General features: G+C 57.3%; 11 protein-coding genes. 6 read left to right on the top strand and 5 right to left on the bottom strand.

Translation table 11 applies throughout. The annotated features are described in order from the left end of the window. Positions 1-53: 53 nt before the first annotated feature. The gene (locus G6L01_RS11780; RefSeq protein ID WP_070166553.1) at positions 54-1,337 is read right to left on the bottom strand and encodes a glycosyltransferase family 4 protein; all 1,284 of its coding nucleotides are present in this window, start codon (positions 1,335-1,337) and stop codon (positions 54-56) included. Between the two features lie 579 nt (positions 1,338-1,916). On the opposite strand from G6L01_RS11780, the gene G6L01_RS11775 reads away from it, so the two are divergent. The 6 genes from G6L01_RS11775 to aidB all read left to right on the top strand — a co-directional run bounded on the left by G6L01_RS11775 (position 1,917) and on the right by aidB (position 6,447). Further along, positions 1,917-2,456 carry a peroxiredoxin gene (locus tag G6L01_RS11775; RefSeq protein WP_070166552.1) on the top strand — a complete coding sequence of 180 codons (540 nt, stop codon included), beginning with the start codon at positions 1,917-1,919 and terminating at the stop codon, positions 2,454-2,456. Between the two features lie 337 nt (positions 2,457-2,793). Further along, positions 2,794-3,612 (top strand): GGDEF domain-containing protein, encoded by an 819-nt coding sequence (locus tag G6L01_RS11770; RefSeq protein WP_174089255.1) that lies wholly within the window; start codon positions 2,794-2,796, stop codon positions 3,610-3,612. Between the two features lie 199 nt (positions 3,613-3,811). Further along, positions 3,812-4,273 carry an urease accessory protein UreE gene (gene ureE / locus G6L01_RS11765; protein WP_070166550.1) on the top strand — a complete coding sequence of 154 codons (462 nt, stop codon included), beginning with the start codon at positions 3,812-3,814 and terminating at the stop codon, positions 4,271-4,273. 6 nt (positions 4,274-4,279) lie between these two features. After that, positions 4,280-4,972 (top strand): urease accessory protein UreF, encoded by a 693-nt coding sequence (locus G6L01_RS11760; RefSeq protein ID WP_070166549.1) that lies wholly within the window; start codon positions 4,280-4,282, stop codon positions 4,970-4,972. Positions 4,973-5,015: 43 nt separating this feature from the next. Further along, positions 5,016-5,627, top strand: coding sequence for an urease accessory protein UreG (ureG, locus tag G6L01_RS11755; protein ID WP_070166548.1), 612 nt, complete (start codon positions 5,016-5,018; stop codon positions 5,625-5,627). A gap of 1 nt (position 5,628) precedes the next feature. Next, positions 5,629-6,447, top strand: coding sequence for an AidB family quorum-quenching N-acyl homoserine lactonase (gene aidB / locus G6L01_RS11750; protein WP_070166971.1), 819 nt, complete (start codon positions 5,629-5,631; stop codon positions 6,445-6,447). Positions 6,448-6,601: 154 nt separating this feature from the next. On the opposite strand, the gene G6L01_RS11745 is transcribed toward aidB, so the two are convergent. The 4 genes from G6L01_RS11745 to G6L01_RS11730 all read right to left on the bottom strand — a co-directional run bounded on the left by G6L01_RS11745 (position 6,602) and on the right by G6L01_RS11730 (position 13,772). Then, positions 6,602-7,291 carry a Crp/Fnr family transcriptional regulator gene (locus G6L01_RS11745; RefSeq protein ID WP_070166970.1) on the bottom strand — a complete coding sequence of 230 codons (690 nt, stop codon included), beginning with the start codon at positions 7,289-7,291 and terminating at the stop codon, positions 6,602-6,604. 386 nt (positions 7,292-7,677) lie between these two features. Continuing rightward, positions 7,678-10,983, bottom strand: coding sequence for an efflux RND transporter permease subunit (locus G6L01_RS11740; RefSeq protein WP_070166547.1), 3,306 nt, complete (start codon positions 10,981-10,983; stop codon positions 7,678-7,680). A 12-nt stretch (positions 10,984-10,995) separates the two neighbouring features. After that, entirely contained in the window at positions 10,996-12,186 is a 1,191-nt protein-coding gene (locus G6L01_RS11735; protein ID WP_070166546.1) for an efflux RND transporter periplasmic adaptor subunit, read from the bottom strand. A gap of 593 nt (positions 12,187-12,779) precedes the next feature. Further along, a complete protein-coding gene (locus tag G6L01_RS11730; protein WP_070166545.1) occupies positions 12,780-13,772 on the bottom strand; it encodes an ABC transporter substrate-binding protein in 993 nt (330 codons plus the stop codon). Between the last annotated feature and the right edge of the window lie 15 nt (positions 13,773-13,787).

Below are 13,787 nucleotides of genomic sequence, written 5' to 3'. Positions count from 1 at the left end.
CATTCCTGCCGCCCTCTTTCAAAGGCAGGCAGCATCGCCACTTAAAGTTGCCATCACCCCGAAAACGGCTTTTGCATCAGCCCTGAGGAGTTGCGTCCGGCCCGGTACTCATTCAGGGCCTCGACGTAAAAATCGTCCCAGAATTCATTGGCATCCTTTGCCGAAAACATCGTCTTTGCGGTGCGATAGGCGGCCTGGCGCATGGCTTTATAGGCATTCTGGTCGGCCATGGCGGCGACGACTTCGGTCAGACTTTCCTCGGCCAGTCGCTCGATCTCGCGGGCATGGATCTCGGCAAATTCCGGCGTGCTGCGGTCGTCGGCAATATGTTTCCACTCGCCAATGTCAGTGGTTTCCATGTCGAGCAGGATGCCGTTTTGCCGGTGCTTGATGAATTCCGGCAAGGCGCCCTGTTTCGTGGCGATCACCGGCACGTAATTGGCCTCAGATTCAATCACGCTGAAGCCGAATGTGTCGCAAAATGTGGTCAGCAGCGAGAAATGTGCGTTTCGCAGGATTTTCAGCACTTCGCTGTTGGGAATGTTCTGGACATGGCGAACATTCGGCAGGCTCAACAATTTGCGGTAACGATCGAAGTAGCCGGGCACTAACGGGTCCGTCCAGGACATCGGTCCGACTTCCACGGTGGAGACGATATCGACTTCCAGCGGAATGCCGCGCTCCATGGCGAGTTCGGCCATGCGCACGCCAACGCAGCCGCCCTTGCGAGCAAAGTGATTTCCGACGAAGACGACGCGGATCGGCCCCTGGTTTTCCTCGTTGAACGTATCTGGCCGCTCTTCGATTTCCATATTTGGATAGCGCACAAACAGTTTGCGGTTCAGGGTCTCATAGGCAGGGTTGTTCCTATGGGTTTTTTGAAAGATCCGGCGCGCATGTTCGGAAATCGCGCCAATGCCCAGACAGCGGTCGGAAATCAGACGCCGGGTCATGAAGGCATAAAGGGCGGATGTCTCAATGCCAAAGCCGCGCGGCATATGGGATTCAAAAGAGATCATGAAGGGCGTCGCGCTCATCGGTATCCGGTTGAACGCATGAATGAGGTCGAACCGGCGCGGCGGAAATGGCGACAGCACCGTAATGCCTTCCAGCTTCGGCGATAGATAGTTCATCGGCACGAAATTGCGATTTTCGATCATGTGCCGGCTGTGGCGCGGTGAATTGAAGCGCCAGGGGTAACGGGTCGGTGCCAGCACCGACAAACGGGTATTTCTGATGGAGGGGTCCCGGTCACTAGCTCTGCTCACCGGACCATTGGTGTCTTCTGCGACTGGCAAGACGTGCCGGGTCATAGGCTGCTTTTTCGCATTCAACATCGTTTCCGTCTCCAACCCTACCCAGTACCAAAAAAGATCTTCTGTCGGCGATTGGCATTCGAAAGCCTGTTTCGATGCCGAATTTTTTGCAAATTCTTAACAAATCGTTAAGGTCGAATATTTCTGGATTAAAATACGCAGCAAAGTTTTTTGCAATGCTTCAAGTTCTGTTTTGTCTGTTTTTTTATGTGATAATCGCACTCTGTATCGACCATTAAAGGTATAGATCTTAAAATAGGGCAATAATGTGCTATTATGAAGCTTTGTTAAAGTTGTTATCGGTTGCATATGTTGCTGTCGGGGCTGCGACACGCCAATGCATCGCCGTTTGCCTTTTAAGCAGAGCGCGCAATAGGCCAGTGTGCCGGATTTGAGGTTTTGCCGCGTTAAAAGCGAAACGGGCCATCGTTATGCAATGCCGAATGGGTCCGCCATGCACTATGCGCATGTCAGGCATGCTGTGGCGTCCAGCACGCTGTTTTATGCTGCGCCGCACATGGTTATGCGGTAATCGAAAGGCTGATCCCGGTGGCCTGGTAAAAGGCCGCTTTTCATCATGTCTATCAAAGGAGATCAGCGATGCTTATTGGCAGAAAAGTGCCCAGCGTCACGTTTCGTACCCGCGTTCGCGATGAAGCGGTCGGTGGCCCAAACCCCTTCCGTTGGCAAGACATGACCTCGGAGGATTACTTCAAGGGCAAGAAGGTCGTGCTCTTTTCGCTTCCGGGCGCCTTCACCCCCACCTGCTCGACCTTCCAACTGCCGGATTTCGAAAAGCTTTATAGCGAGTTTCAGGCTGCCGGCATTGACGACATTTACTGCATTTCAGTCAATGATGCCTTCGTGATGAATGCCTGGGGCAAGCAGCAGGGCCTGGCCAATGTCAAGCTCATTCCCGATGGCTCCGGCGAGTTCACCCGCAAGATGGGCATGCTGGTGTCCAAGGACAATCTCGGCTTCGGCATGCGTTCCTGGCGTTATGCGGCTATCATCAACGATGGCGTGGTGGAGCAGTGGTTCGAAGAAGAGGGCTATTCCGACAATTGCGATAGCGACCCTTACGGTGTGTCTTCGCCGCAGAATATCCTGGAAAAACTGAAGGAAAAGCAGGCGGCGTAACGAAGGCTCATTTTCAAAGAGCCTCCTTACGCGTGGGTAAACCCCTCTGCGAGACCAGAATAACCCGGCTGCGTGCCGGGTTTTTTCGTCTCTTGGATGGGCAGGCTGCTGGTATTTCCATTGCAGCGCCGCCCACCCGGCATGGTGCAACACGCTTCGCTGTACCGCTTTATGCAGTCGCGCCCCTGCCTTTGCCCGGATGATCTGTTTTGGCTGCTCGTGTATTGAAATGATGCGATGGCCCATACAATCAATCGTTAAAATTCTAGGTATTGATTTAGGAAACGACACACAAAACAGGCCTATCCCAGAGAAAAGCAGAGAAGGGGGGCGGCAATTGATTCGAATATTGAACTGGCTTTCGCTGCGCCGAGGATTTGAAGATCTCTCGCAACGGGGAAATGTTTTCAGCTTCGTCATGCATCTGATGTTTTCGTCCGTTTCGCTTGCGCTGGGCTTTCAAATCGTCGCCCTGCCGTTCTGTTGGGCGCTGGGTCTGATGCCGATGCCGATTATCGACGCGGTCAAGCTCAGCGTGGCGATGAGCTGGTTGTTGGGCAGTTTCGGAGCGACGATCACAGGGGTTTTCGTGGCACGAGAAATCCGCAGCCTCGCCATCGCTAAGGCGAAATACGAACATCTGAGCCGGATTGACGGTCTGTCCGGGCTGCTGAACCGGCGTGCCTTTTCGGAAGCGCTGGACCAGACGGACGGGAACGCTTCGCTGGCCATTGCCGATCTCGATTGGTTCAAGTCGATCAATGATGCCTACGGCCACAGCGCCGGCGATTTCGTCATTCGGGCCGTGGCAGAGATTTTGTGCCATTTCGCCAATGATCCGCATGTCACGGCCAGGCTCGGCGGCGAGGAATTCGGTCTGATTATCCATGGCGACACGATCCAGCAGCGGTTTGAGCGGATCGACATGATCCGCCGCAGCATTTCCGATCTTCGGCTGCATTTCGATGGTCGGTTGATCTCGACCTCGATCTCGATCGGGGTTGCGGAAATTTCGCCGGAAAGGCGGCCGGAAGTGGTCTATGCCGCAGCCGACCGCGCGCTTTACCGCGCCAAGGCCAATGGCCGCAACTGTATCGTGCATGAAATGACCCATGGCCCGCAGCCCTTGAAACAGGCTGTCCAGGCGGTCTCCTGAACGACCCGATCATTGCTTTGATATTTGCGATAACAAGCGGTGCAAGCCCATTTGCCTGTTGCGCCCGGCGTTTATTTTGCGCAAACTTGGCACTTGCCAAGGATGTAGCCTCGCTAAAAGGCTGTTGACCAAATCCGGTTTCGTAAATTGATATCTGCGTTGCGGAGCTACTGGATATCCGCACTGCCATGGAGTGCCGATGCTGCGCGTGATCTCTTATCTTCCGGCCTCAGATGCCCTTGATCCAGCGGTGTCGACAGTTGTTCTGGCCCATGACATGCGCCATTTGCGCCGCAAGCTGCTGCATCTCGCCGATGGCGAGATGGTGATGCTCGACCTGAAGGAAGCGGTGCTGTTTGCCGATGGCGACCGCCTGGTGCTCGAAAACGGCGACCAGATCGCGGTGAAGGCCGCCGATGAGCGGCTCTACGCGATTGAACCGCGTGATGGGCAGCATCTGCTGGAACTGGCTTGGCATCTTGGCAACCGCCATCTGCCTGCCCAGATCGAGCCGGATCGCATCCTGATCGGTCGTGATCCGGTGATCCGCGCAATGCTGGAGGGTCTGGGCGCGACGGTCAGCGAGGTGGTGGAGCCGTTTCAGCCGGTGCGTGGCGCTTATCACAGCCATGGGTCGCATGCCCATCACGCCCATTCCTGATCGACCATGACCATTGCTCTCGACACGCTCGGCCTGATCCGGCTGATGACATGGCTCTCGCCGGCCTTTCCCGTGGGCGGTTTTGCCTATTCCGGCGGGTTGGAAAAGGCGGTTGAGGATGGGTTGATCAATGGTGATGGCACCGCCCCCGGGCGGCAGGAGGCGTTGCTGGCCTGGCTGAGATCACTGCTGGATCACGGCGCAGTTTGGAACGATGCGGTGCTTCTGGCTGAGGCATGGCGGGTTTGGAATGTGCCGCGGTCCCTAACCGAGGTGTCGGATCTGGCGCTGGCGCTGGCGGGCTCTCGGGAGCGCTATCAGGAAACCACGGCGCTCGGCGCGGCGTTTCGCGATGCGGCCCGCTCCTGGGCGGACCCGTTTTCGGCCCAGCCGTCCGGCCCAGTTGCCTATCCGGTGGCGGTTGGGGCGGTGGGTGCCAATCAGGGGATAGGCTGCGAAGCTGTGCTTGCCGCCTATTTGCATGCGGCCCTGTCGCAGCAGGTCTCGGCTGGCATTCGCCTCAGCCTGATCGGCCAGACTGGAGGCCTCGCCATTCTGTCGCGGCTCGAAGCGCCTGTGGCAAGACTGGCTGCCCTGGCCGTCCAGTCGGAGTTGGACGATCTTGGAAGCGCCACGATTGCCGCGGACATCGTTTCGGCGCGCCATGAAAGTCAATCTGTGCGACTGTTCCGGTCGTGATATCGCCAGCTTAAGAAGCTTGGATAATAACAAGGGGAAAAGCATGAAATCGGCAAATGGTCCGTTGCGGGTTGGAATTGGTGGCCCGGTCGGCTCAGGCAAGACGGCGCTGACGGAAAAGCTGTGCAAGGCGATGCGTGACCGCTATTCGGTGGCCGTTGTCACCAATGATATCTACACCCGCGAGGATGCCGACGCTTTGATCCGCATGCAAGCGCTGTCTTCCGACCGGGTGGTGGGGGTGGAGACCGGCGGCTGTCCGCATACGGCGATCCGGGAGGACGCGTCGATCAATCTCCAGGCGATTGCCGGACTGAATGAGCGCATACCCGATCTCGACGTGATTTTCATCGAATCCGGTGGCGACAATCTGGCTGCGACCTTTTCGCCCGATCTGGCCGATGTGACGATCTACGTGATCTCGGTCTGTCAGGGCGAGGAAATTCCCCGCAAGGGCGGGCCGGGCATTACCCGCTCGGATCTACTTGTCATCAACAAGAAAGACCTGGCGCCCTATGTCGAGGTGGATCTCGATGTGATGGATCGCGATGCGGCGCGCATGCGCGAGAGCAAGCCTGTCGTCTTCACGGATATGAAACGTGGTGAGGGTGTTGGTGACATCGTCCGCTTCCTTGAGAGCCATGGAGGCCTTTGACATGACGGATATACGTCGTTTTGGGCACTATGATGTGACGATCATGGTCGATGGTGTGTTTAGGGCGCCGATTGAACATCTGGATCACGCCAGCAGCGAAGTGGTGCGAAATGCGGCGGTTGCGGCGTGGCCGGCACCCACCATTGATATGGACGTCAATTTCTTCGTGCTGTCGGGCGCTGACGGAATTACCCTGGTCGATGCAGGAACAGGACCCTATTGGGGACCTGAATTGGGGCTCGGCAGGGCAGCGCTGGAGCGGGCTGGAATAAGCCCTGCTGATGTGCGTCGGGTTCTCCTCACCCATTTGCATGGTGACCATGCACTGGGTCTTTTTGGCGACGCCGGACAATATTTTGCCGACGCGGAAATCGTTGTCCCGGAAGCGGATCTGGCTTTCTTTACGAAAGCCGAGCTGAAGGAGACCATCCCCATCTATCGGCGCGGTGGATTCGACATTGCTGCCCGCCTGCTGGAAATCTACGGCGATCGGGTGCGACCTGTCCTGGAAGGACCGGTACTTCCTGGCATAGAGATGGTTTCCATGCCCGGCCACACGCCTGGTCATTCCGGCTATCTGATTGGCGAGGGGGCAGAAAAGCTCGTGCTTTGGGGCGATCTGGTACACGCGCCCAAGCTTCAACTTGATGATCCCGATTTCTGCTTCATCTACGATGCGGATGCACGACAGGGCGCCAACAGCCGCCGGACCATCTTCACCCATGCAAGCGAAAAGGGCTGGACTGCCACAGGCGGCCATGTCTCCGGTTTCGTGCGGGTGGAAAAAGCAGACAAGGGCTGGCGTTTCATCACGGTATGATTTTTGAGGAAGGCGGGAAAAGCGAAAGGGATGAAGCGGTTAAGTACCCCGTTTCTCACTTGTCCCTTTCACCATTTTCGATCTTCGAGCCTTGGTATTATATAGCATAGGCGACAGGAACAGATCTTTTGGCCTTTGACTGATGCGATGCCTGTCAAATCTGTCGGAGTGTGTTGACATCGTTGATCTGAACCATCCGGCCGCGCACGGTGACGCCGCTGTGCCGCAGGGTGGAAAAGGCGCGTGACAGGGCTTCCGGCGCAAGGCCCAGCTTTCCGGCCAGCAGGCTTTTCTGGAAGGGCAGGCGGATTGACACAGCACCGCCACCATTGGGGCAATTGTCGATCAGATATTGTGCCACGCGTTGCGGAGCGGTTTGCAGCCGGTCATTGGCGATGCAATCCATGGTGCTGCGCAGGTAATTGGACAGGCAGCGGATCACCGAACGGGCGATGTCGTTTTCCTGCTCTGCAAGCTGGCGTACTTTGGCAAGGTCAAATCGCGCCACGGTCACATGCTCCGCCGCCTGGGCGTTATAGTGATAGGTATCGCCCATGGCCAACAGGCTTTCGGCAAAGGTATCGCCACCGCCGCTGATGCGGATGTCGGCTTCGCGACCGTCCTTGTTCAGGCGATAAAGGCGGACATAGCCGGTCAGCACGCAATAGAAATAATCGGCAGGGTCGCCCTCGCGAAATAGAATATCGCGCGCCTCGAAGCTCAACACTGTCGCCAGCTCCAGCATCCGGTTTAAAGAGCCCGGGCCGAGCGTGGCCATCAGGGGTGATTTTACCAGAATATTGCGATCGCGACTGTTCAAATTCAAAACCTTGTTCACGGCCAGACCGTCCTTTTCCTTCAGCCCTTCCGCAGCAGCGCCCGCCTGATAGCGGTATGGTTCATAAGGGGAATGGGTGGTCGCAACGGCTCTGCCTTGCGCCGGAACATCATTGCTGTTCCCACTGGTGCAAGACGGCGCCCTTTTTCCCACCATCGGCCCCCGCCACTGGTCGATGGGGGTAATCTAATGGGAAAATCGCGCCGATGGTTTGATTTCGATCAATAGCCGAATACAATCACAGGTTTGCGTGATTGCAGCTCCATTCAACAGATTAATACCAAGTCTCTGACATGCTCACGCATCCTCGACTTGAAGACATAGAAAATATCTCAAATGCTTGAGATATTTTCAAAAGGAATACGACGAGTCATTTTCAATGGATTTTCGTCTCAATCCCGTCCGAACGGTCCCGCTGAGAGGCGTCTTGGTGGATGGGCAGCACCGGCTTCCAGGTCATCCATGCGGGCTTCGAGCGTGGAGATCTGGGCCGAGGTCTGGTCGTGTAAATTGGTGAGGGTGGCGGTATCGAGCGGCTCTCGTTCCTGTTCCTTGGCGCCAACCAGCCTGCCGAAGATTGCGCTCAGCAGGCGCGACAGATCGTCCATGACAAGGAAGAAGGAGGGGACGACGACAAGGCTCATTACCGTCGAGACGATGATACCGCCGATCACGGCGATGGCCATGGGCGAGCGGAAAGAGCCGCCTTCGCCAACCCCGAGCGCCGAAGGCAGCATGCCCGCCGACATGGCAATGGAGGTCATGATGATTGGTCTTGCACGTTTGCGGCCCGCCTCGACCATCGCTTCGACACGTTCCATGCCGTGGCGGCGCATTTCGATGGCAAAATCGATCAGCAGGATGGCGTTCTTGGTGACGATCCCCATCAGCATCAGGATACCGATCAGCACAGGCATCGACAGCGCGTTATGGGTGATGATCAACGCCACGGCCACGCCGCCGACGGCAAGCGGCAGGGATAGAAGGATGGTGAAGGGCTGGATGATGTCCTTGAACAACAGGATCAGCACGATCAGCACCAGCAACAGACCAAGGATCATTGCATTGACGAAGCTCGCCAGCATTTCCTTCTGAACCTTGGTGTCGCCGGTTTCCTTCAGATAGACGCTGGCGGGAATCTTGGCGGCGGCAACGGCCTGCTTGAAGGCCGCCGTCGCCGTATCGAGCGCCACGCCTTGCGGCAAGTCGGCCCCGATCGAGACCACACGGTCGCGGTGATTGCGTTTGATCGAGCTGATGCCTTGGGTGTAGTCGATATCGACCACGGTAGAGAGCGGCACCATGGAACCGGCAGCAGACTTGATTTTCAACGCCCTTATGGCGCCAAGGTCGCGACGCTGGCCAAGGGCCGCCTGGACCCGGATCGGGATCAACCGACCGTCCAGCGAGATTTTCGGCAATTGCGCGTCGATATCGCCGATGGTCGCAACCCGAAGGGTTTCGGAAACCTGCTGGGCGGTAATGCCCAATCTGGCCATTTCATCGGTTTTCGGACGGATCTGTAATTCCGGGCGCGGCAGTGAGCCATCGGCGCTGACATTGGCCAGCACTGGTACGGTACGCAGTTTTGCTTCCAGTATGCTGACTGCTTCGGTCAGATCCTCTTCGTTCTTGGAGAGGAAGTAGAAGGCCATGTCGCGGGCACCGCGATCGTTCATCTTCTGGACGCGAATATCGGGAATGTCACGCAGCTTGGCAAAGACCAGTTTTTCGATCTGCCATTGCGGGATCGTGCGTCCATCAACGGTCATTTTCGGTAGGTACGGGCCGATCAGCGGCAGGCCACCGATCAGTTTGTTGACCACGGTTTTGACCAGCGAATGCTCGATGCGGAACAATTGCAGGGTTACCGACGCCCGCCGCAATTCCAGATCGCCACTGGGCGAGGTGCCGCCCTGGACAAAGACCGATTGCACGCCGGCAAGCGGCTTCAAGGTCTCGGTGATCTGCCGGACGCGGCTTTCGGTCTCATTCAGTGTGGCATTGGGCGGCAATTCCACCGAAAGCGTAATGCGCCCGGCATCTTCTGGAGGCATGAAGCTGGTTGGAACCTGCATCAGCAGGCCAATGGAGGCCGCGAGGAAGACAAGGGCAGCCGCCAGCGTCAGATAGCGGCGCTGCCAGGTGCGGGTGGTGGCACTGACAAGCCTTGTGTAGAGCCGCATGAAGCGGCCTTCCTGTCCTTCATCCTCATCATGGCCGTCTTCCGGCCGCATCAGATAGGCGGCCATCATCGGGGTGATCAACCGGGCCACCAGCAGCGAAAACAGCACGGAAAAGGCAACAGTCAGGCCGAACTGGATGAAATACTGACCGGGAATGCCGCCCATGAAGGATACAGGCACAAACACCGCCACGATTGTGAAGGTGGTGGCGATCACCGCAAGACCGATTTCATCGGCAGCCTCGATGGCAGCCCGATAGGGGGTCTTGCCCATCTTGATATGACGGGCGATGTTTTCGATTTCGACGATGGCGTCGTCCACCAGAATGCCGGTGGCCAGTGTCAGGGCGAGGAAGCTGACGAGATTGAGCGAAAAGCCCATCATCTCGAGAATCCAGAAGGTCGGTATGGCGGAAAGCGGTAGGGCAATGGCCGAAATAAGCGTTGCCCGCCAGTTTTTCAGAAACAGGAACACCACGATGACCGCCAGGATCGCCCCTTCCAGCAGGGTATCGATGGCGGCGGTGTAATTGCCATAGGTGAAGTAGACGAAATCGCTGATCAGGTTGATGCCAACATCAGGATTTTTGGCCCGCACCTCATCGAGGCTCTTGGCCACCAGTTCGGCGACGGCGACGTCGGAGGCGCCCTTGGAGCGGAAGATCGAGAAGGACACCACCGGTTGATTGTCGAGCAGGGCAAAACTTTTCGGCTCCGTATAGGTGTCGATGATCCGGCCAAGATCGGCAAGCTTGACGAAACGGTCCGAGGAAATGGCAATGGTGGTGTTGGCGAGCGCCGGGACGTTACGGGTATCGCCCAGCACGCGGATCGCCTGTTCGGCACCAGCCACCTGACCCCGACCCGAGCCGATATCGACATTGGTGCCCCGCAATTGCTTGTTGACGTCGGCGGCGGTAATTCCCAGCGCGTTCAGCCGATCCGGGTCCAGTTCGATACGGATCTCTCGGTCGGCACCGCCAATCCGGTCGATGCGGCCAATGCCTTTCTGGCCCTGGAGGGCGCGTTTGATTGTATCATCGACGAACCACGACAATTCTTCGAGCGTCATGTTCGGGGCGGAGACGGCAAAGGTCTGGATTGCCTGGCCTTCGACATCGACTTTGTTGACGATCGGCTCATCGACGCCGGCGGGCAGATCATTCCTGATCCGATCCACCGCGTCCTTGACATCCTGAACCGCCTGCTGGGTGGGAATTTCGATGCGGAACACCACCGAAGTGACCGACACGCCGTCATTGACCTTGGAAGAAATCTCGTCGACGCCGTTGATCGAGGCAACGGCATCCTCGATTTCCTTGGTTACCTGCATTTCCAGTTCCGACGGCGAGGCCCCACTCTGGGTGACGCTGATCGACACGACAGCCACATCGATATTCGGAAAGCGGGTAATGGGCAGGCTGTTGAAGGACTGGATGCCCAGCACCATCAGCAGGAAGAAGCCCAACAGGGGTGCTATCGGATTGCGGATTGACCAGGCGGAGAAATTCATCGTCTTGCCTCGTCAGTTGGATATTGCGCCGGTCTGGCTCACGGTTTCAAGCACCGGCCTGACCTTGTCGCCATCGCGCACGAAAGCCCCAGCTTTCAGCACCACCAGATCGCCCGGCTTGACGCCTGATGTCACCAGGATAAAGCCGTTTTCGATAATGCCGGTCTCGATTTTCACCTGCCGGACCACGCCATTATCAACGACGCGGGTAAAGCTCCCGGCCTTGCCGCTGTCGATTGCAGACAAAGGCAGGGCAATGCCCGAGGCGGAGGTGATGGTGATCAAGGCGCTGGCATACATGCCCTGACGGGCCGCATCGCTATCATCAAGCAGAACATGCACCTCACCGAGCCTCGTCGTGGGGCTGACGGCGGGAGAGATCAGCCGCACATGGCCACTGATCGGTGTGGCCTGTCCGGCAATGGCGATTTCGGCCGGTTGGCCGACCCGCATTTTTTGCATATCGCTTTCGGACACTTCGGCCACCAGCTCGATCTTGCTGTCGCGGATAATGGTGAACAGCGGCTGGCCGGAACCGGCAGCTATGGCGCCGATGCGAGCATTGCGCGCAGTGATCAACCCGCCGAACGGCGCCTTGATATCGGTACGGGCCAGTTTCAGATTGAGATCGGCGACCTGGCTGATCACCACTTTCAACTCGGCCTCGGCAATGGCGATGGACTGGCGGGCGCTGTCCACCTTGTTGCGGGCATTGATGGCGGAGGTCTCATATTGCTGGACCTGAGCGGTAGAAATCGTGCCGCCCGAGACCAGTGACTGGCCTCGCGCCAATTGCCGCTCCGATTCTGCGGCACTGGCCTGAGCATCGATCAACTGGATCTTGTACTGGGCAAGAGAGGCCTCGGCCTTGGCCTGGTTGGCGGCATACTGCGCCTTTTGCAGGATCAGGCTGTCGCCATCCAGCGTTGCCAGGACCTGACCCGCCTTCACCTTGTCGCCGACATCGGCCAGGAGATTGCGAATGGCTATTCCATCCACTTCAGGCTGGACGTAAATTTCCTCTACCGCCTTGATGCTTCCGGTGCCGATCACCTTGTCGGTCAGGCTCTGGGTGCTGGCTTTGGCAACGACGATGGCCGGGAGTTGGGCATCGGTGCTGACTGCGGGTGCGGGAGATTGCGCGTTCGCGGCAGGTATAAAACCGCCCTGGCTAACCGATAGCAGCAGCGCCAGAACGAGCATGACTGGCCTGACGCGCAAAGTTCCAACCCGACTGTCTGTCACCCCTGGTCTCCTCCGAATGCCTGATTTATCACGCCGGATCGCGGCCTTGCGGACGAAGGCGGGGTGGGCGCGAGCCTTTTTCCCGGGGCGCGCTGTGACCAGGGACGATACGATTTCAAACATGTCTATTCAAATCCCTGGGGATCTATGGAAAACCCACAATACGCTAATATTATCGAAATGGCTTTAAATACAATGTCAGGTTTGCCGATCAACGGAAAACCCGGGTTTTTAATAGGGTTACGTTACGACAGGGCCGGTTGCAGCGCAATCCCGCCGCAGATAGAGCCGGTGCAGCGAAGAGGTTGCATTGCAATAATAGTTAAAGGAAAGCGCGCGGCTTCGACCTGATTGCGGATCGGCTTGTGTGGTAAACCCGGTTTTGCCCGCACGCGGTAGTCGGGCCTGTGCCAATATGAAAATCCCATGAAATAAGAGGGTTAGAACAAGCTCAGCGGGGCCGCTCAGTCAGCCTCTGGGAACCCCGCCGCCAGGGAACGGGATGAGAACCCTGGCGGCGAATACACGATAAAATTGAAAGTTTGATCTGACTATTTCAGCGCGGCATCGGTGATTTCATGGGTATAAGCACCCACGGGTTCCTTGGATATGACAGGATCGGAACCGCCGCCGAGCAGGGTGGCCACGGTGCGCTTGTAATCGGCCTCATCCAACGCGCCCTTTGAACCTTCCGTCAGCTTGGCAACTTCACTCATCATCCGCTTCTGATGCTTTTCGGTCTGGGCACCGGACGCGTCGTTGTCCAGCACGATACCAGCTGCCTCGTCCGGGTTCTTTTCAGCCCATTTCCAGCCCTTCATCGAGGCGCGGACGAACTTGACCATCTTTTCCTTGAAGGCTGGGTCTTTCAGCTTGGGTTCCAGCACGTAGAGGCCGTCTTCCAGCGTGGCGACGCCTTCTTTTTCGTAAGGAAAGGTGATCAGCTGATCTGGCTTGATGCCCGCATCAATCACCTGCCAATATTCATTATAGGTCATGGTGGAAATGCAGGCAGCCTGCTTTTGCAACAGCGGATCAACGTTAAAACCCTGTTTCAGCACCTTCACGCCATCAGCACTGCCATCGGCTTTGATGCCCAGATGCGCCATCCATGACAGGAACGGATATTCATTGCCGAAGAACCACACGCCCAGCGTCTTGCCCTTGAAATCGGCAGGCGTCTTGACGCCGCTTTCCTTCAGACAGGTCAGCATCATGCCCGAATGTTTGAACGGCTGGGCGATATTGACCAGAGGCACGCCTTTTTCGCGGGTGGCCAAGGCGGATGGCAGCCAATCGACAATCACATCGGCACCGCCACCGGCCAGCACTTGCGCGGGCGCAATGTCTGGGCCGCCGGGCTTGATGTCCACATCAAGGCCTTCTTCCTTGTAATAGCCCTTGTCTTTGGCCACGTAATAGCCGGCAAACTGCGCCTGCGTCACCCATTTCAATTGCAGGGTCAGCTTATCGGCGGCATGGGCCTGCACGGCCAGCAATGACACGGTGCCAGCCATCAATAGTGAAGCAATTTTGCTTTTCATTATCGTTCCCTCTCT

Source organism: Agrobacterium vitis (genome assembly GCF_013337045.2).
GTDB classification, from domain to species: Bacteria; Pseudomonadota; Alphaproteobacteria; order Rhizobiales; family Rhizobiaceae; genus Allorhizobium; species Allorhizobium vitis_B.
Note: the sequence above shows the minus strand (reverse complement) of the source record. Positions and strands in the feature narration are given on the sequence as shown.